At 71.6% G+C, this 18,412-nt stretch carries 18 protein-coding genes and 1 tRNA gene; 7 read left to right on the top strand and 12 right to left on the bottom strand.

Going from position 1 to position 18,412, the window contains the following annotated elements:
- Position 1: 1 nt before the first annotated feature.
- A complete protein-coding gene (locus AC4BDD_RS19210; protein ID WP_490686682.1) occupies positions 2–253 on the bottom strand; it encodes an acyl carrier protein in 252 nt (83 codons plus the stop codon).
- Between the two features lie 193 nt (positions 254–446).
- Complete coding sequence (locus AC4BDD_RS19205) at positions 447–1,295, bottom strand: helix-turn-helix transcriptional regulator (protein ID WP_490686681.1); 849 nt, start codon at positions 1,293–1,295, stop codon at positions 447–449.
- Positions 1,296–1,618: 323 nt separating this feature from the next.
- Here AC4BDD_RS19205 and AC4BDD_RS19200 point away from each other — a divergent pair, with 323 nt between their 5' ends.
- Positions 1,619–2,635 (top strand): alcohol dehydrogenase catalytic domain-containing protein, encoded by a 1,017-nt coding sequence (locus tag AC4BDD_RS19200; protein WP_490686680.1) that lies wholly within the window; start codon positions 1,619–1,621, stop codon positions 2,633–2,635.
- Positions 2,636–2,711: 76 nt separating this feature from the next.
- Entirely contained in the window at positions 2,712–3,518 is an 807-nt protein-coding gene (locus tag AC4BDD_RS19195; protein ID WP_490686679.1) for an LLM class F420-dependent oxidoreductase, read from the top strand.
- Between the two features lie 72 nt (positions 3,519–3,590).
- Here the strand turns inward: AC4BDD_RS19195 and AC4BDD_RS19190 are convergent, their stop codons facing one another.
- From AC4BDD_RS19190 to AC4BDD_RS19170, 5 genes are all read right to left on the bottom strand, one after another.
- Positions 3,591–4,646 (bottom strand): ABC transporter substrate-binding protein, encoded by a 1,056-nt coding sequence (locus AC4BDD_RS19190; protein WP_490686678.1) that lies wholly within the window; start codon positions 4,644–4,646, stop codon positions 3,591–3,593.
- 76 nt (positions 4,647–4,722) lie between these two features.
- Positions 4,723–5,283 (bottom strand): ABC transporter permease, encoded by a 561-nt coding sequence (locus tag AC4BDD_RS19185; RefSeq protein ID WP_490691842.1) that lies wholly within the window; start codon positions 5,281–5,283, stop codon positions 4,723–4,725.
- A gap of 568 nt (positions 5,284–5,851) precedes the next feature.
- A complete protein-coding gene (locus tag AC4BDD_RS19180) occupies positions 5,852–6,604 on the bottom strand; it encodes a DNA-binding response regulator (protein WP_490686677.1) in 753 nt (250 codons plus the stop codon).
- Positions 6,605–6,859: 255 nt separating this feature from the next.
- Positions 6,860–7,762, bottom strand: coding sequence for a helix-turn-helix transcriptional regulator (locus AC4BDD_RS19175; protein ID WP_490686676.1), 903 nt, complete (start codon positions 7,760–7,762; stop codon positions 6,860–6,862).
- Between the two features lie 388 nt (positions 7,763–8,150).
- Positions 8,151–8,744 (bottom strand): lytic polysaccharide monooxygenase auxiliary activity family 9 protein, encoded by a 594-nt coding sequence (locus tag AC4BDD_RS19170; protein ID WP_490686675.1) that lies wholly within the window; start codon positions 8,742–8,744, stop codon positions 8,151–8,153.
- Positions 8,745–8,956: 212 nt separating this feature from the next.
- On the opposite strand from AC4BDD_RS19170, the gene AC4BDD_RS19165 reads away from it, so the two are divergent.
- From AC4BDD_RS19165 to glxA, 3 genes are all read left to right on the top strand, one after another.
- Positions 8,957–9,033 (top strand) — tRNA-Lys (locus tag AC4BDD_RS19165).
- Between the two features lie 146 nt (positions 9,034–9,179).
- Positions 9,180–9,860, top strand: a complete 681-nt coding sequence (locus tag AC4BDD_RS19160) for a FadR/GntR family transcriptional regulator (RefSeq protein ID WP_490686674.1) — start codon at positions 9,180–9,182, stop codon at positions 9,858–9,860.
- Between the two features lie 166 nt (positions 9,861–10,026).
- Positions 10,027–11,985, top strand: a complete 1,959-nt coding sequence (glxA, locus tag AC4BDD_RS19155) for a radical copper oxidase GlxA (RefSeq protein ID WP_490686673.1) — start codon at positions 10,027–10,029, stop codon at positions 11,983–11,985.
- Between the two features lie 57 nt (positions 11,986–12,042).
- On the opposite strand, the gene AC4BDD_RS19150 is transcribed toward glxA, so the two are convergent.
- Both AC4BDD_RS19150 and AC4BDD_RS19145 read right to left on the bottom strand, forming a co-directional pair.
- Complete coding sequence (locus AC4BDD_RS19150) at positions 12,043–13,074, bottom strand: glycoside hydrolase family 6 protein (RefSeq protein WP_490686672.1); 1,032 nt, start codon at positions 13,072–13,074, stop codon at positions 12,043–12,045.
- A 126-nt stretch (positions 13,075–13,200) separates the two neighbouring features.
- The gene (locus AC4BDD_RS19145; protein ID WP_490686671.1) at positions 13,201–14,652 is read right to left on the bottom strand and encodes an MFS transporter; all 1,452 of its coding nucleotides are present in this window, start codon (positions 14,650–14,652) and stop codon (positions 13,201–13,203) included.
- Positions 14,653–15,009: 357 nt separating this feature from the next.
- Between AC4BDD_RS19145 and AC4BDD_RS19140 the strand changes: the two genes are divergently transcribed.
- On the top strand, positions 15,010–15,846 hold the full coding sequence (locus AC4BDD_RS19140; RefSeq protein ID WP_490686670.1) for a helix-turn-helix transcriptional regulator: 837 nt from the start codon (positions 15,010–15,012) through the stop codon (positions 15,844–15,846).
- Positions 15,847–15,848: 2 nt separating this feature from the next.
- Positions 15,849–16,373 (top strand): MepB family protein, encoded by a 525-nt coding sequence (locus tag AC4BDD_RS19135; protein ID WP_490686669.1) that lies wholly within the window; start codon positions 15,849–15,851, stop codon positions 16,371–16,373.
- Here the strand turns inward: AC4BDD_RS19135 and AC4BDD_RS19130 are convergent.
- From AC4BDD_RS19130 to AC4BDD_RS19120, 3 genes are all read right to left on the bottom strand, one after another.
- Positions 16,358–17,068: a sortase domain-containing protein gene (locus tag AC4BDD_RS19130; RefSeq protein WP_490686668.1), complete on the bottom strand. Its 711-nt coding sequence runs from the start codon at positions 17,066–17,068 to the stop codon at positions 16,358–16,360. The two genes, AC4BDD_RS19135 and AC4BDD_RS19130, sit on opposite strands and share 16 nt — an antisense overlap.
- A gap of 4 nt (positions 17,069–17,072) precedes the next feature.
- On the bottom strand, positions 17,073–17,381 hold the full coding sequence (locus AC4BDD_RS19125; protein ID WP_490686667.1) for a hypothetical protein: 309 nt from the start codon (positions 17,379–17,381) through the stop codon (positions 17,073–17,075).
- Between the two features lie 164 nt (positions 17,382–17,545).
- Positions 17,546–18,325, bottom strand: coding sequence for an HAD-IIA family hydrolase (locus tag AC4BDD_RS19120; protein WP_490686666.1), 780 nt, complete (start codon positions 18,323–18,325; stop codon positions 17,546–17,548).
- Positions 18,326–18,412 lie beyond the last annotated feature (87 nt).

Here is an 18,412-nt window from a genome sequence, read left to right as displayed (position 1 = left end):
ATTACCAGCCGGCTGCCTGTGAAACGACCTCGTAGACGCCCTGAAGGTTGACCATTCGAGCCAGTTCGGACTGGTTTATCACCACATCGAACTCTCTTTCCAAGGCGGCCAGGATTTCAATGGCGCGGAGCGAGTCCGCGTCGTGCTCCTCTTTGAAGAGGCTGGTCTCCGTGACCTCGTCGGGATCGATCTCCAGGATGTCCGTGACGATTTCCTTGATGGTTTCCCGGCGCTCTTCGACGATGGCGGTCATCAGCTCCGCACCTCCATTTGTGTCATGGACGAAAACCTGAGGGTTCTGACGAACGGCCAAGACGCTAGGGGGGCGAAGATGTGTGCAGCAAGGTCGGAGTCCACTACCTGTCACACGGTGCGGGAGAGATACCGATCGTTAACCTCAACTGGCATAGACCTGCACCCTTGTGGGCCAGGTCACTCACACCAGATTACTGGGTGTCCGTCTCCATGAGGCCGGAACGGGCTGCCCGCACACCTGCCTGAAAGCGGGATTCGACCCCGAGGTCGCGCATGATGTCGGCGACGTAGCGCCGGTAGGTGCGAACCGAGAGGCCCAGCTTGCGGGCCGCGGCGTCGTCCTTGTAGCCCTCGGCCATCAGCGTCAGCACCTCGCGCAGCACCCGGCCGCGCGCACCGCCTTCAAAGGACAGCGGCCGCACCGGGCGCTGGGCGGTGTCCCACATGCCGGCCAGCAGTTGGTAGGTCATGTCGGCGACGGTGGAATTCTGGATCATCGAGGCCCGGGAGCCGCCGGGCTCCCCGGGGGTGGCGTCCGGCGCGATGACCGCGGCACCGTCGACGACCACCAGCTCCTGGCGGACCGCGCCGCAGACGCGGACCTCCGCCTCCGGCGCTAAGGCGCCGATCGTCCGGGCCCACAGCGGGCCGCGGATCACCGGCGGCGGGCAGAGCATCCGGGTGCGCACGCCCTTGCCCGCGAGCTGGGTGAGGGTCTGCGCGATCAGCCGGCCGTGCCCCTCGGAGGCGACCTCCGGCAGGCTCCAGATCACCGCGCGTTCGGCGCGCAGCACCAGGCGTGCGACCCATCCGGCGACGGCCTCGCCGCCCACCGGCAGATCGGCGGTGACACAGGCGAGGGTGGAGCGGCGGTGCTGGTGAACGGCCGACTCCAGCAGGGTGAGCGCCTGTCCGAGCGCGGCCTCCAGATCGTCGGTGGAGGCGTCCTCGGCAGGGGGTGGATCGGTGGCGGCCGCACCCGCATCGGCTTCCATGCCGAAGGCCGCCCGGTCCTTGTGCCGAATTCCGGAGTGGCTCAAAGGATGCCCCCATGACCGTTGCGGCGCAGCGTGAAGTCCCCCCGCACCAATAGCACTTCACGATAACCAGCACGTGTGCTGGTCGGCAAGGAAGATCACCCCGCTTACGGCGGCGAGAGAGGGCGCGCGGATCTCCACATGAGCCCATAAAGCGCCCCAACCACTGTGCGTGGTACCGGTGATGGCGGCGGCCGAAAGCGGCACGACGGTCCACACCGGCCCGCCGCCGGCTCCATCTACGCGCGGGGATCTTGCCCTTGCCACCCGTCGACGGCCCGGCATAGCCTCCGGACACAACTCCTCGTATGCGGAAGGCAGTTCCCATGCGCACAGCTGTCATCACCGCGCCGGGCCAGGTGGAGGTGCGGCGGATCCCCGCCCCCGAAGTCGCCGATGACCAGGTGCTGGTACGGGTGGCCGCGTGCGGGCTGTGCACCATGGAAGGCAACCTCTACGCGGGTCGCATGCCCGTGTACCCGACCGCCGCGGGCCACGAGATCTCCGGCTGGGTGGAGCGGGTCGGCGCCCGCGCCACCGAGCTGGAGGACGCCCCGGCCGTCGGCGACCTGGTCACCGTGGACCTGCTCACCCGCTGCGGGGCCTGCCGTGGCTGCCGGGCCGGACAGTCCGCCGTCTGCGCCTCGCCGCAGGGCGGGATGCGCGCCGACGGGGCGATCACCATGGGCGCCGGGCTCGCCGAGTACGTCACGGCCCCCGCCTCCCAGGTCTGGCCGGTCGGCGACGCCGATCCCGTCCTGGCCGCCATGGGCGAGCCGCTGGCCTGCGTGGTGCACTCGCTGCGCCGTGGCGGGCTGCGGCCGGGCGACCGGGTCACCGTCGTGGGCGCCGGATTCATGGGCCATCTGCACCTCGCGCTCGCCCGCCACCAGCAGGCCCGCTCGGTGGTGGTCGTCGAGCTGGACGAGGAGCGCCGCGCCGCCATCGAGGCCGCGGGCCCGGACGCGGCGATCGCGCCGGACCGACTGGCCGAGGTGCCCCGCGCCGACGTGGTCTTCGTGACCATCGCCTCTCCTGCGGCCATCGCCACCGCGCTGGCGGCGGTGGCCGACGGGGGCAGGATCGTGCTCTTCGGCGGCTCACCGGACGGCCCGCCCGCCGAGCTGCCCGGTTACGAGGTGCACCGCCGTCAGCTGACCGTCACCGGGTCCTACAGCCAGGAGCCCGCGGACTGGCGCGCCGCGGCGGAACTGCTGCGCGGCGGGCTGCTCACGAAGCGTCTGGCCGCGCTGGTCACCGCCCGCTACCCGCTGGACGAGGTGGAGCAGGCGCTCAAGCAGACCGCCCAGACCCCCGTCTACCGGGTCCTCGTCACCCCCTGACCGCTCCTGACGCGGCGGCCGCGAGAGCGAAGACCCGAAGACCGAAGGACCGAGGACCGACAGAAAGGCGCCCGACGTGTCGCAGTACGACGGGGCCGCGACCGGCCTGCGGGTCGGCGTGCAGCTCCACCCCCAGCACACCGAGATCGGGACGCTGCGCGCCGCCTGGCGCGCGGCGGACGCGCTCGGCGTGGACTCGATCTGGACCTGGGACCACTTCCTGCCGCACACCGGGGACCCGGACGGACGGCACTTCGAGTGCTGGTCGCTGCTGTCGGCGATGGCGGTGGAGACGGAACGGGCGGCTATCGGCCCGCTGGTCAGCTGCACCGCCTTCCGCAATCCCGACCTGCTCGCCGACATGGCCCGCACCGTCGACCAGCTCAGCGGCGGGCGGCTGGTGCTGGGCCTCGGCGCGGGCTGGTTCGAGCAGGAGCACACCGAGTACGGGCTGCCCTTCCCCGGCCCGGCCGAGCGGATGGACGCCTTCGCCGCCTCGGTCCGCGTGGTCAAGCGGCGGCTGGCGAAGCTCAATCCGGGCCCGGCGGGCGAGCTGCCGCTGCTGATCGGCGGCGGTGGCCGCAAGCGCACCCTCGAGCTGGTGGCCCGCGAGGCCGACTGGTGGAACTGGTACGGCTGGGCCTCCGCGGACCCGGTGGCGGAGTTCCGCGAGCTGAGCGGGGTGCTGGACCAGTGGTGCGCCCGGGTCGGCCGCGACCCGGGCGCGGTGGTCCGCACCGTCATGGTCAACCCCGACCAGCTGCCGCTGGTCGAGGGGTTCGCCGAGGCCGGCGCCCGCCATGTGGTGGTCTCGCTGGCCGAGCCGTACGACCTGCGGGTGGTGGAGGAGCTGCTGAAGCTCCGGGACGCGCTGGGCGCCTGACCTCACCGGCCAGGCCCGCGCCCTCGTTGCGGTGGCGCGGGCCTGGCGGTCAGGGTCCGGGGGCGTGTCTGGTCAGTGCCGGGGCGGCAGGTAGTCCGCGTCGTACGCCTCCTCGGCCTGGAGCTGCTTCTCCAGCAGCCCCTGGTCGGACATGAACTGGGCCATCCGGTCCCATACCTGCGGGTCGATGAAGCCCAGCTCACCGCGCCGGTTCTGCATCAGCGGCTTGGTCGCCTCCAGGACGGCCAGCGCGTTCTCCTGGTGCTTCTTGTCGTCGAGCCCGGGAATGTACTTCTCGCTGAGCTTCACCGCCTCTTCGGGGTGGTCGATGGTGTAGCGCATGCCGCGCAGCGAGGCGTCCACGAATTTCCGTACGTCCTCGGCGCGCTTGTCCAGGGTGCTCTGCTTGGCGCCCAGCGACGGCCCGACCAGGGACTCTCCGCCGCCGTCGGCGGAGAGGGTGAGGGCGCGGACCGGAATATCGGATTCCTTGAAGGCCACGGCGTCGTTGTTGATGTAACCCATCACGCCGTCGACCCGGTCGCCCTTGAGCGCCGCCTGCTGGGTGAAGCCGATGAACTTCACGTCGGCGTCCTTCTCGGAGAGCCCGGCCTCCTTGAGCAGGGCGAGCAATCCGAAATAGGTCTCGCCGTACTTCCCGGGAGTTCCCAGGGTCTTGCCCTTGAGGTCGGCCGGCTTTTCGATCTCGGAATCCTCCGGGACCAGCAGGGCCACCGGGTATTTGTGGTAGATCGTGGCGATGTCCACGATCGGCAGGTCCTTGGAGCGGGCCTGGAGCATCTCGTCCCCGCCCGCGTAGACCACGTCCTCGCGGCCCTGCTTCAGCGCGCCGAAGAGGTCCTCGGCCGCGCCGTGGTGGCGCAGCTTCACCTCGACCCCGGCGTCCTTGTAGTAGCCCTTCTCCTGGGCCACGTAGAACGGCGCGAACTGGATGTTGGGGGTGTAGGTCAGCCCGAGGGTGATGGGGTCGCCGTTCTTGCCCTCCGACTTCCCCGGCTCCTCGGCACACGAGGTGAGCGCGGCGACCGCCACGACCGACAGCACGGCCGCCCCCATGACATGACGTCTGCGCGCCGGCCGCTGGGTAGTCCCCTGGGTGGAAGACACGTACTTCTCCTTAGGAAGCAAACGAAAGGGAAGGAAAGATCTGGAAAACGTCGCAAGAGGGGGGTGGGGGTCGTCCTCAGCGCTGCACCGCCCGCTCGACCATCCGGATCGCGCCGTACAGTCCGGCGGCGAGCAGGGAGAGCATGGTGATGGTGGTGAACAGGCCGAGGGTGTCGGCCTCCTGGCGCTGCACGGACAGCAGCTGGCCCAGGCCGTCGCCGCCCATGACGAACTCGCCGACCACCGCGCCGGTGATGGAGAGGGTGAGGCCGTTGCGGACGCCGGCCAGGATGCTGGGCAGGGCCAGCGGGAACTCGATGTACCAGAGCATCCCCCACCACCCCACGCCGTCCACCCGCGCGGCGCCCATCACCTCGGCGTCCACCGAGCGGAGCCCGAGCACGGTGTTGACCAGGATGGGGAAGAAGACGAGCAGCGCGCAGAGCACCGCGATGGGCAGCAGGCCGTAGCCCAGCCACAGGGCGAGCAGCGGGGCGAGGGCCACCGCTGGCACCGCCTGGGAAGCGGCCAGATACGGCTGGAGCGCGGCGGCCGCGATATCGCTGCGGGCGATGAGATATCCCAGCGGAAGCGCCACCCCGATTCCCATGCCGCCACCGGCCGCCGCTTCCCACACGGTCACCCGGGTGTAGTCGAGCAGCTGCCCGTGGAACAGCTCGTGGGTGAAATGGTCCGCCAGATCCCAGGGCGTCGGCAGGAAGTACGTCGAGACCGCCCCGGTGCGTGTGGCGACATCCCAGGCGATGAGCAGGAGAACACCGAGGACGAGTGGCGGCAGCACCACGCGGGTCAGCGCCGCCATCCCATTCCCGCGGCCACGGCGGCCGTGGTTCCGCCGGCCGCTTTCCCGGGCTCGGCCGCGTTCCCGATTCACCTGACCGCCGGTTTTCCGCGCTCGTCCCGATTGAGGTGAATTCGAGCCGTGTCCGCTTCGCCGCGGCTCGGTCGCCACCGGGCCGATGCCGGCGTCGGCCAACGCGACCCCACCCCTTCTGCGCCTGTCCGCCATCCCACAAATCCCCTTGCATTACCGGGCGTTGCCAGATCTCGGCACGCCTGCGTGCAACCTATCGCCAGCACGCTCCGGTACACAATGTGATCAGGAAAGCATAATTGAGTAGCGGGCGGGGTCCGCGGGATTCCTTGCGGGCCCGGATCCGGCAAGACCGGCGTTTCCCACTGAATCACTTGTCGCGCAGGATGCCGAGTTCCATCGCGCGCACTCCGGCCTGGAAACGGGAGTCGGCGTCCAGCAGTTCCAGGATGCCGGTGACATACCGGCGATAGGTGCGGACCGAAATGGCCAGTTCACGGGCGGCCGCCTCGTCCGTCACCCCGTCCCGCAGCCGCTCCAGCACCCGCCGCACCATGTCCGCGCGGGCCCGGTTGCCGAAGTCGAACGGCCAGGCCACCGGGGTGGCGGAGGCCCAGATGCTCTGGAACATCGAGCACATGGTCCGCACCACCACCGGGTCCGAGGCGACCGAGGTCTGCCGGCCGGCCGCCGACTCGGTGCACACCAGGGCGCTGCCGCCGTCGGCGATGACCAGGGTCGGCAGCGGCACCCGGGCGGTACGCACCTCGCCCCGGGCACCCCAGGCGGCGGACGGGTCCGAGCACAGCACCCGCACCTCGATCTCGTCGCCGAGCCCGGCGACCAGTTCGGCGAGCGCGGTGTGGACGGCTGTCATCGCGGGGCTCGCGGCGGGCAGGGCGATGTCGACGGTGTGCCGGGCCTCCTCGGCGACCTGCTCGGCGGCGGCCCGTATCGCGGCGTCCTCCACCCCGATCTCGATGACCTGCCGGCTGCGGGTGCGCCGGGCCCGGTGCTCGGTCACCGTGGACTCGATCAGCGCGCGGACCGCGGCCAGGGTGCGGTCGAGGGGATCCTCGGCCGGGGGCGTGGGTCCGTGGTCGGGCAGCGTGCGATCCTTCATTCCCCCGCCTCCGGGTACTGGTCGGATCGGACCGCCCCGGAGGGTGTCCGATGGGTCGCCGCGGCGTCGCGGCGCCGGCCCGCCGGACGCCGACTAGGGGGTGTCCGGTGGGTCGGCGTGGGAGAAGGAGCGGCGTCTGGTGCCTGTGATCGCAAGGCGGAGGAGGGAGTCCACGCGGAGCGTCGGCGACTGACGACAACGCCGCGAGCGCGGGTGCCAGGCGTCGCGACGCCGCGCAGACCCATCGGACACCCCCTAGCGACGGCCCGGCAGCAGCCCCAGCTCGACCGCTCTGACTCCCGCCTGGAACCGGGACCCCGCCCCCAGCTCCCGCATGATCTCCGCGACATAGCGGCGATAGGTGCGCAGCGAGACCCGCATCTCACGGGCGGCCACCTCGTCGGTGTGGCCCGTGCGCAGGCACTCCAGGATCCGCCGCACCGACTCGGGGCACAAGCGCCCTCCCAGCCGCGGGTATTCCTCGGGGGCCAGGGCACGCTGCCAGGCCCCGGCGAACATCAGCTCCAGGGCGTGCACGGTCGTGGGGTCCTCGACGACCGAGCCCGCGGCGCCCGGGTCTGTGGGCCCCCGGCGCAGGTAGGCGGCACGGGCGTCGACCAGCAGCGCGTAGGGGAGCGCGGCGTCGGTGACCCGGATCTCCAGGCGCGCGCCGCCGGGCGGCACCGGGCGGGCGCGGTCGGCGGCCGGGGCGCGCGGCGGGCACAGCAGTTTGACGGTGAGCCGCTCGCCGCCGGGGGTGGCGGTCCGGTCCAGCGCCGCCAGCAGCGCCTCCTCCTGGTCGGCGTCGGTCACCACGGCGCAGACGGTGTGGACCGCGCCGCGGACCAGCCGCTCGACGATGTCGGCGGGGACGGTGCCGGGCAGTGAGGGCCGGGCCGGCTCGCGGCGGTGGAGGCGGACGGTGGCGGCGATCAGGTCGCGGGCCGCCAGCAGGGCCTGCTCGACCGGATCCGGCCGGCCCGACGGGCCCGACTGGACCGACGGGTCCGACTGGTCCGGGCCGGGCGCGGGCTGGAGCGGGACGGCCTGGCGGGGCGCGGGGTGGAGTGGGGCGCGGGCGGACCGCGGCGCGGGGACGCGTACCTGTGCCAGGGCGCCTTCCGACGAGGGCCCGGACATCATCGGTCGAGCAGCCATGACATCCCCTGGTCCGGCGCGGCGGACAATTGCGATCTTCTGCGATCTTCGAGCCAAAACCCTTTCCGACAGTAATTCGCACACAGCAACGACGTCAACGCACCCTGTGAGCCACCGAGTTGGCGGAGCCGGCGCCTTACCGCGCATCACGCCCCGGGAAACCGGGCCGGGTGGCAGCAAGCTGACCCCGGCCGCCACGCAGCGCCGCCAGGCGCACACGCAGCGCGGCGATCGAGCGAGGCCGTGAGAGGGGTGGCACCAGAGGTGTCCGGTTGCTGCCAGCCTTGGCCAGGGTTGCCAGAAGCAAATGGGCACCCCCGTTGCGGGGGTGCCCATGCCCCGCCGGCCCGGCCGGCCGGAAACCGGTCGTCCGGGCGGGCGCGGCCGGTCAGAACAGGACGTCCGAACAGGCGTAGAAGGCGTTGCCCGTGTCGGCGATCGTCCAGACCGCGACGATCACATGGTGACCGGACTTGCCGCCGGGCAGCCGGCCGGTGTGGGAGAGCGTGAACGGGGGCCGCTGGCCGTTGTAGGGGACGGTCAGGAAGGGGGTGAGGTTGAGGTTGGCCCGGGTGATCTTCTGGCTGGGGTCGTAGCCGTCCTTGGTGATGTAGTAGCGGAAGTCGGTGGTCGCGTGTGCGGCGGTGAACCGCCAGGTGAAGGTGTAGTCCTGACCCGCGCTGACCTTGGTGGTCGGCCAGGAGCCGCCGCGCGGATCATCCAGCTGGGCGAACTCGCCGTGCCCGCCGGAACAGATGGTGCCGTCGGCGGGCCCGCCGTTCGGGAAGCCCTTGGGGCCCTCGACGCTCTGCGGCTCCCACTGGATGGGGCCACAGTCCCGCACTGTGCCGTTGGCGCACAGCTTCTGGCGGCTGATGGGTGAGTCGGTGTAGCCGTGGCTGTACGCGCTGCCGCCGGTCGACAGGACCGCGGCGGCAGTGAGGCCGACGCCGATGAAGGCCGCACTGATCTTCTTGCGCATGCTTCGCTCCAGGAGAACGTGGGGTTCTGGGATGCGTGGGGGAAGTGCTGGGGATCGCGCGCAGTGCGGTCTAGACCAAGTTCGAGGCTAACCCCGAGATTTGGTCATGTCCAGACCAATAACTTCCGCGGAACGGAAGGCGGCGAGAGTCGGCGATTCACCGGTGGTCCGGAGCACCCTTTTCCGTCGGGTAAGATTTCTTTCGTCAGCAAGCGCCGCTAGCTCAGTTGGTTAGAGCAGCTGACTCTTAATCAGCGGGTCCGGGGTTCGAGTCCCTGGCGGCGCACCAGTGATCAAGCTGCTGACGTGGGCGTTCTCGGTTCTCCGAGAACGCCCACAGTGTTTTTCCGGGCCTTGGGGGGCCACCGTTCGCCCCAGCGCCGGGCGTGGGTCGTACCGCTGGTCAAATGGGGAGGCACGGTGCACAGTCGCGGGATGGCGCGCGACATCCAGGAGCGGATCAAGAGGCTGATCATCGACCAGCGGCTGCCCTCCGGCGCCCCGCTGCCGACCGAGACCGAACTCATGGAGCTGCTCGGAGTCAGCCGCAATTCGGTGCGCGAGGCGCTGAAGGCGCTCCAGGCGATGGGCATCGTGGAGATCCGGCACGGCTTCGGCACCTATGTCGGCCCGATGTCGATGGCCCCCATGATCGAGGGCCTGATCTTCCGCACCGTGGCGGGCCACTACCGCGGCGAGGACAGCCTGCTGCAACTGCTGGAGCTGCGCGAGGCGGTGGAGACCGGCCTGGTCGCGCGGCTGGCCGGCCGGATTCCCGAGGCCGATCTCGCCGAGCTGGAGGCGATCGTGACCCGGATGGAGGAGGAGGCCACCGCCGGGGCCGTCGCCGCCGACACCGACCGGGCCTTCCACGCCTCGCTCTACCGGCATCTGGACAACCTGCTCCTCAGCGAGGTGCTGGAAGCCTTCTGGGACGCCTTCCACCGGGTCCGCACCGACCTCGTCGAGGTGCCCGCGGATCCCGCGGTCACCTGCGCGCAGCACCGCGAGATCCTGGCGGCGGTGCGGTCCGGCGACGCTGCCGCCGCCGAGGCCGCGGTCCGCGACCACTTCGGAAACATACGGACCCGGCTGCGCTCGGCACACCGCTCCTAGCGGGTATCCGGATCTCCCCCGGCCCTCGTCTCCCCGGTGACTCGTCCACGGGCCCGAAGTCCATTTATTCATTCTTCGGGTCTTCGGCGGGTCGCTCGCCTCAACCCCCGACTTCGGCAACAGTTCGGGCGGGAAGACGAAGATCGTGCTTGGGAGGCGTGAGCGAGTGAAGTACCGACCGAGTCGCCGCACCCGCCGCTACGCGATTGGCACCGCGACGTTTCTTGTGCTGGCAGGACTCAATGGGCCCGCCATCTACCGTTTCACCACCGTCAAGTACCACCAATACAAAATCAATCAGCCGGAGTACAAGTCACGACACGGCCACTGGGGTGTGGTGAATGTCCCGGAGAAGTACCGGATCAACACCATCCATGCCGCACTGCTGCACACCGGCAAGGTGCTGCTGATCGCAGGTTCCGGCAACAACGCCAAGAACTTCGCCGCCAAGACCTTCCGCAGCGTGCTGTGGGACCCCACCAGGGGCACCTTCAAGGACATCCCGACGCCGAAGGACATGTTCTGCGCCGGCCACACCCAGCTCCCGGACGGCCGTCTGCTGGTGGCCGGCGGCACCCAGCGCTACGAGAGACTCCAAGGCGACGTGGAGCGGGCCGGCGGGCTGATGTTCGTCCACAACGAGAATCCGGACCGGCCCCGGACGTTCCCGGCCGGCACCCGGTTCACCGGAGAGAACAACGGCAGGACGTTCGAGTCGAAGGACCCCGTACTCGTCCCCCGCGCCCAGCAGGTCAAGGACAAGAAGACCGGCAAGACCGTCTCCGTCCCCGGCACCGGCCGCGTCTACGTCGAGGCGCTGAAAAAGGGCAGGCGATATCAGACCGGCACCGAGGACCATTACCGGATCAGCGGGCTGCGCGGGCCGGACACCCATAATTTCTACGGCGTCGCCCAGAAGCTCTCCTTCGACAAGAAGGACTTCCAGGGAATCCGGGAGAGCTATGAGTTCGACCCGGTGGCCGAGCGGTACATCCCGGTCGACCCGATGAAGGAGGCCCGCTGGTACCCGACCCTCACCACACTGCAGGACGGCAAGGTGCTCTCGGTCTCCGGGCTGGACGAGATCGGCCAGGTGGTGCCCGGCAAGAACGAGATCTACGACCCTCGGACGAAGAAGTGGCGGTATCTGCCCAAGCAGCGCTTCTTCCCCACCTACCCGGCCCTCTTCCTCACCGACAACGGCAAGATCTTCTACACCGGCTCCAACGCGGGCTACGGCCCGGCCGACCAGGGCCGCGAGCCGGGCCTGTGGAACCTGCGGACCAACACCTTCGACGTGGTGCCGGGCATCAGCGACCCGGACGCGCTGGAGACCTCGATGTCCGTCCTGCTGCCACCCGCCCAGGACCAGCGGTACATGGTGCTCGGCGGCGGCGGGGTCGGCGAGGACTCCACCTCCACCGCGAAGACCCGCATCGTCGACCTGCACGACCGCTACCCGCGCTTCCAGGACGGGCCCCGGCTCTATGCCAAGGTCCGCTACCCCAGCAGCGTCATCCTCCCCGACGACACGATCCTCACCACCAACGGCTCGGGCGACTACCGCGGCCGCGGCGCCAGCAACGTGCTGCGGGCCGAGCTCTACAACCCCAGGACGAACACCACACGCCGGGTCGCCGACCCGCTGGTGGGACGCAACTACCACTCCGGGGCGCTGCTGCTGCCCGACGGCCGGGTGATGACCTTCGGCTCCGACTCGCTCTTCAGCGACGCGGCCAACACCCAGCCGGGGAGGTTCGAGCAGCAGATCGACATCTACACCCCGCCGTATCTCTACCGGGGGACGCGCCCGGCACTGCTGGACACCGCGCCGAGGACCGTGGTGCTGGGCGGGCGGACCAGCTACCGGGCCAGCCGCACCGAGACCATCGCCACCGCGCGGCTGATCCGGCCCGGCTCCTTCACCCACGTCACCAACGTCGAGCAGAAGTCGATCGCGCTGGAGTTCACCAAGACCGCGGACCGGATCACGGTGACCCTCCCCAAGGACCCGTCCCTGGTGCCGCCGGGCTGGTACATGCTCCATGTGGTGGACGAGGGCGGCGCCCCGTCGAAGGCGGTGTGGGTGAAGGTGCCCGTGGCCAAGGGCGTCCGGGCGTTCTGAGGACGCCCAGGCGACGGGATCCGGGGCTTCGCCCGGCCCGGCGGCGCCCCCGGCGGGTCAGTCGGCGTTGCGGGCCAGCTCCAGCGCGTACCGCGGCCACCACCGGCCCGCCTTCGGGCCGCCCTTGCAGGTTCCGTCCGACTCCCCCGGGCGCTTGATCCACAAGAAGGCCGCGACCAGCTTCTCGCCGGTCCACGTGGTGGGCGACTCGCCCAGTGCCCGGCCCGGGGGGTTGCACCAGGACTGCGCGTCCTTGGCGCCGCTCACCGGGCCGTTGCCGTTGCGGCTGGTGTCGATCACGAAGGGCTTCCCGCCGACCAGCGCGGACAGCCTCCGGCCGTAGGAGATGTTCGCCTCGGTGGTCTGGTAGTTGGAGATGTTCAGGGCGAAGCCGTCGGCCTTGGCGATGCCCGCCCGCCTGAGCGGCTCGGCCATCTGACTCGTGTCGGTGATCCAGGCCGGGTTCCCGGCGTCCAGATAGACCTTCGTCCGCGGCAGCGCCTTCAGCCGGGTGACCGCCTGGGTCAGCAGGTGGTACCGCTCCTCGTGGAACTGCTGCGGCGTACAGCCGTCCACCGCGTGCGGCAGCGCGTCCGGCTCCAGGATGACGGTCGCGGCGCGGTCGCCGATGCCCGCCACGGCCCGGTCGAGCCAGGCGAGATAGGTCTCCCCGTCCGCCGCGCCGCCGCGCGAGTACTGACCGCAGTCGCGGTGCGGGATGTTGTAGAGGACCAGCAGGGCGTCGCGTTCCACCGCGGTGGCGGCATCGGTGAAGCCGCGGGCCTGGCCCTGCGGGTCGTCCGGGCCGATCCACTCCGCCACCGGCTGCCCGGCGATCCGGGCGATCAGCCGCGCCCGCTCCTCGTCACCCCTGGCGCGGTAGGTCGCCAGCTGCTTCGCGGCGCTGCCCTGCGGATTCACCCAGTACGGGATGGTCGACCGGGGCCGCTGCGGCGGCGGCTTCGCGGCATGGGTCCGCTTCTCCTCCGGGCTGGCGGAGCCGGCGCATCCGGACAGCGCCAGCAGTGCGCCCACGGCTGACAACACGCACAGGGTCCCGCGCAGGCGGCCTGTCCAACTCCGGTACATCCGCTCCCCTTGGCCCTCACAGGACAAGATCGAACAAGATTGGTCAAATCATACTTAACACACCCGGGCGCCCAGGCCGTGCCGCCGGGCCGCCACTAGTCCGATCCGACCCACCGGTCCGGCGGGTCAGGACCGTGCCCGCGGAAGGAGCCAGGCGGCCAGAGCAGTCGTCGCGCACAGGGTCAGGCCCGCCGCGAGAAGGCTCGTCCGCATGCCGGGGAGGGAGAAGCTCTCGCCCGCCTCTCCCCCGGCCAGCAGCACGCCGAACAGTGCGACGGACAGGGCTCCGCCTGTCTGGCGGAGGGCGTTGAGCAGGCCGGAGGCGGTGCCGACACGGTGGCCGGGGACGGCGTCCATGAGCAGGGCGGTGAGCGCGGGCACGGCCAGGGCACCGCCCATGCCGGTGGGGATGAGAAGGACCAGGACCAGCCACAGCGGCGTGTGGGCCGTCAGCGGGAGCAGGGCGAACATCGCCAGGGCCAGGACCGCCTGCCCCAGCACGATGACCTTCCGGCGGCCCACGCGCTCCGCCAGGCGCGGGGAGACGACGTTCATCGACGTGATGACGGCCGCCAGGGGGACGAACATCAGCCCGGCCGCCGTGCCCGTCATGCCGCGCAACTGCTGGTAGTACAGGCCGAGGAGGAAGACGACACCGTAGAAGCCGGCGTTCACCGCGAAGCCGACCACGAGGGGCACCGCGACCTGGCGCTGCCGCAGCATGCCGAGCGGGACCATCGGCGCGCGATGCCGCTTCTCGGCGGTGTGGAAGGCGAACGCGGCGGCGAACGCGACGGCGAACGCGGCGAGGACCGGCGGGGACGTCCACCCCGCGTGCCCGCCCTCGATCACCCCGTAGGCGAGACCGGCCAGGGCCAGCACGGCGCTGACCTGCCCCGCCAGATCGAGGGGGGCGGGGCGGCGCGGGGAGGCGGGCGTGCGGGCCAGCAGGGCCAGGATCACGGCACCGACCGGGAGGTTCAGGAGGAAGACGGTGCGCCAGCCCGCCGCCTGCGTGAGGACACCGCCGAGCACCGGCCCGGCCGCCATGGCGACCGAACCGCCCACGGTCCACATCGCGATGGCGCGGGCGCGGCGGCGCGGGTCGTCGTACACCTGCCGGATCAGCGCCAGCGAGGCGGGCATGACGATCGCCGCCGCGCCGCCCTGCACGACGCGCGCCGCGATGAGCGAGCCGATACCGGGGGCGAGGGCGCAGCCGAGTGAGGCGAGGGTGAACAGGGTGACGCCCCAGGCGTAGGCGCGCCGTGCGCCGGCCCGGTCGGCGAGGGCGCCGGCGGAGAGCATCAGGGCGGCGAACATCAGCGTGTACGCGTCGACGACCCACTGCAGACCGGACATGCCGCTGTGCAGTGAGGTGCGTATGGCGGGCAGTGCGATGTTGACGGCGGAGACGTCGATGGTGATGACGGTGAAGCCGAGGAGCGAGGCGATCAGCGCGATGGAGGAGGCCCGCGACGACGGGGGCGGCGACAGCGACGGTGACGGCGACGAAGTGCGGGGGTTCCCCGTCGGGGGCGCTGTCTGTGGCCGCCGTGCGGCAGTGGTGGACGGCATGGACGAGGACCTCCTGCGTTGCGGGGAAGGACGTGAAGGACGTGAAGGACGGGAGCGGCGGGACGGGCGGGTGTGGCGGGAAGGGCCGCGCGGACCCCTCGGCCTGACGGGGCGAAGGATTGCGGGGCGGGCCTGGGCGGCCGCGCTCACCGCGGGTCTTCCGTGCGGGCGGCGCGTCCGCCACGTCCGCGGCCCGGCGTCGTGCGCCCCCTGGGTCCGCGGCGGCCGGCCGCCCGCAACGGTGACCAGTCTGTTCGGCCGTCCCCCGCGGCGGCAGGCCGCACTTCTCCGGGGCGCCGCGTTCCTGGCCCTGACACGGCCCCCCAACCCACGGCTGCCACCAGGGACAATGAACGGATGGCAGACAGCACCGAACTGGGCAGATACCTACGGGCGCGACGGGCACGGATCACCCCCGAGGAGGCAGGGCTGCCCGCGGGCACCGGGATCCGCCGCACGCCCGGGCTGCGCCGTGAGGAGCTGGCGACGCTCGCCGGGGTGAGCGTGGACTACTACACACGGCTTGAACGCGGGCGCGAGACCAACCCCTCGTCGGCTGTGATCGACGCTCTCGGCCGCGCCCTGCGCCTGCGCGGGGACGCCCACGAGCGGCTGCACGACCTCGCCGAGCTCGCCTCGGGTCGCGTGACGGAGCCGCAGCCCACCACCGAGCAGACGGTGCGCGAATCCGTTCTGCGCATGCTGGAGGCGGTGCGTCCGCTACCCGCCTACGTCGTCAGCCCGCACAGCTACCTGCTGGCCGCCAACCCCGCGGGCCGGCGGCTGCTGCCCGGCCTGTGGGACTGGCCGCCGGAGCAGCGCAACGTGACGCGGTATCTGTTCCTGCACCCGGTGGGGCGCACCCTCTACCAGCCCTGGGAGGAGACCGTCGCCAAGTCGGTAGCCCACCTGCGGGCCGTCGGCGGCGCCGATCCGGACTCACCGCAGATGGCCGCCCTCGTGGGCGAACTGCTGCTGAAGTCGCCGGACTTCGCGCGACTGTGGGACCGCTACGACGTGAAGGAGCGCGGCGGCGGCACCAAGAGCTTCGCCCATCCGGAGGTCGGCGCGATGACGCTCACCTACGAGGTCATGAAGCTGGCCCGGACAGGCGGACAACGGCTCGTCGTCTACCAGGCCGCACCCGGCAGCGCGGACGAGGCGGCGATGCTGCGGTTGGACCCGGCAGGATGACGGTGACGAATCAGCCATGGGCAGGGCTGCACGGTGATCTGCTGGCGGCGAAGGCGTCGGTGTACGACCCGAGCGGCTTCGCCTGCTCGCTGCCGGTGCCCGAACCGGAGAGTGCCGAGTACGCGGCGTGCGCGTTCACGCTCGACGGCCGCTCGGTCCGGTTCCGCGTGGCCAAGACCACCCCGACGAAGGCGGGCCAGTTCGTCACTGTGTGGCAGCGCTCCGAGGAGGGGCCGATCCGGCCCTTCGACGCCGACGACGGGGTGGACCTCTTCGTCATCAGCAGCCGCGACGACGACGGCTTCGGACAGTTCGTGTTCCCGCGCGAGGTGTTGTGCGAGCGCGACATCGTCTCCCGCGACGGCTCCGGCGGGAAGCGCGGATTCCGCGTCTATCCGCCGTGGGTGACCACGACCAACCGGCAGGCTCGCACCACCCAGGCATGGCAGGTGAAGTACTTCTTCGCCCTCGGCCAGGACGGGCCTGCCGACCTGGCGCGCGCCCGCGCCCTCTACCACCCCGGCTGAGGGAACGATCCACCGATGGGCCTACGGCCGGCTGGGGCGCTTCCCGCGGTGGAGCCGGGGGCAGCGCTCCCGGCGCCGGTGAGATACGCGGTGACGACGACGGGCCCGGCCGCACCGTGCGGCGCGTGGCCGCGGCCTCCCTCGGAGCCGATGAGCCTCAGCTCCGCCCGGCCGGCCACCCGCGCCTCCCTCACCCGCCGCGGGTCGAGGCGGCCGTCGCGGATCGTCTCGACGCTCTCGACGGTGAACCGGGCCACCGAGCCGTCGGCCCGGTTCACCCGCACCTGCTGCCCGGGTCTCAGCTCGCTGAGCCGGCGGAAGACGGCGGGACGGGAGGCGGTGCCCGTCCGGCCGACCAGTACCGCCACCCCTGCCGAGCCGGGCCGCGGTCCCGCGTACACGACCTCGTCCGCGGCTTCGTTCGCGCTGCCGTCCTCCGGCCCGAGGCCGACGACCGGGGCGCGCACCCCCGCCGCCTCGATGACCAGCTGCCGCGGCAGCGCCCCGGGCAGTGGCCGATGGGCCGGAGGCAGCCCGGGCGGGGCGGGCCGGCCCACCGCCGCCACGTCTCCCCGGGTGATCGCCGCCTGCTCGGGCGTGTCCCGGCTCCACAGCCACAGGCCGAGCAGCAGCAGTGCCCAGGCCACCCCGGTCAGCAGTCGGGGGTCGAACCGGTGCGCGTGGGTGTCGGCCATGGCGTCAGCCGGCGGTCGAACAGCGGGACCGGGCGGCGCGGGCGGCGCGTCTGCGGCGCACGGCCAGCCCGCCGACCGTGAGCGCGGCCCCGCCGGCCAGCGCCAGGCCGTACGCGTCCGAGGGGCCGAATGCCCGGGGTTCGGGGGCGTCCGGCACGGTGTCGCCGTCCAGGCGGTCCGGGGCGGCGGGCCGGCCGGGCCGATCGCCGGTCGTGGTGCCGGGATCCTCGACCGCGGCGGCCGGGACGGCCAGGACCCCGGCGCAGGCCGCCGCCGCGGCGGCGGAGCGGACAGTGATGCCAACGGAACGCATGGTGAACCTCCCGTACTGCGACAGGCTCACGCGTGCGGCGGCGGCCCGCATCCGCTGCGGGCCGCCGGTGATCCGTCCGGGTGGCACGGCCCCTCGACCGGAGGCCGCCGAGCACGGCCCCGAGCCGGCAGCCCAGAGCTCGGCCGAGTCGGCGTGCCGTCGGCTCAGACGCGCTCGACGAGGTCCGCGATGGAGTCCACGACTCGCGACGGCCGGAAGGGGAAGCGGTCGATCTCGCCCGGCCGGGTCAGCCCGGTGAGCACCAGGAAGGTCTCCATGCCCGCCTCCAGGCCGGCGAGCACATCGGTGTCCATCCGGTCGCCGATCATCGCGCTGGTCTCGGAGTGGGCCCCGATGGCGTTGAGCCCGGCGCGCATCATCAGCGGGTTGGGCTTGCCGACGAAGTACGGATCCTTGCCGGTCGCCTTGGTGATCAGGGCGGCGACCGAGCCGGTCGCGGGCAGCGGCCCCTCGGTGGACGGGCCGGTCTCGTCGGGGTTGGTGGCGATGAACCGCGCCCCGCCGTTGATCAGCCGGATGGCCTTCGTCAGCGCCTCGAAGGAGTAGGTACGGGTCTCGCCGAGCACGACGTAGTCCGGGTCGGCGTCGGTGAGGACGTACCCGATGTCGTGCAGCGCCGTGGTGAGCCCCGCCTCCCCGATGACGTACGCGGTGCCGCCGGGCCGCTGGTCGTCCAGGAACTGCGCGGTGGCCAGCGCGGAGGTCCAGATGTTGTCCACCGGCACGTCCAGCCCCATCCGGGCCAGCCGGGCGTGCAGGTCACGGGCGGTGTAGATGGAATTGTTGGTCAGCACGAGGAAGGGCTTCCCGGACTCGCGCAGCTTCTTGATGAAGGCGTCGGCTCCGGGGATCGGAACGCCCTCGTGGATCAGCACACCGTCCATGTCCGTGAGCCATGACTCGATCGGCTTGCGCTCTGCCATCTGCCGCACTCCTGACGTACGTCGCGAAATCCGCGCTGGGGGCGCCGGCGGCACCGCGTCGTGCGGGCGCCGGCACCTCCACCCTAA

The organism is Streptomyces sp. JLBT605, assembly GCF_058215555.1.
The sequence above is the reverse complement of the archived record's forward strand: the minus strand, read 5'-3'. Positions and strand labels throughout refer to the sequence as shown.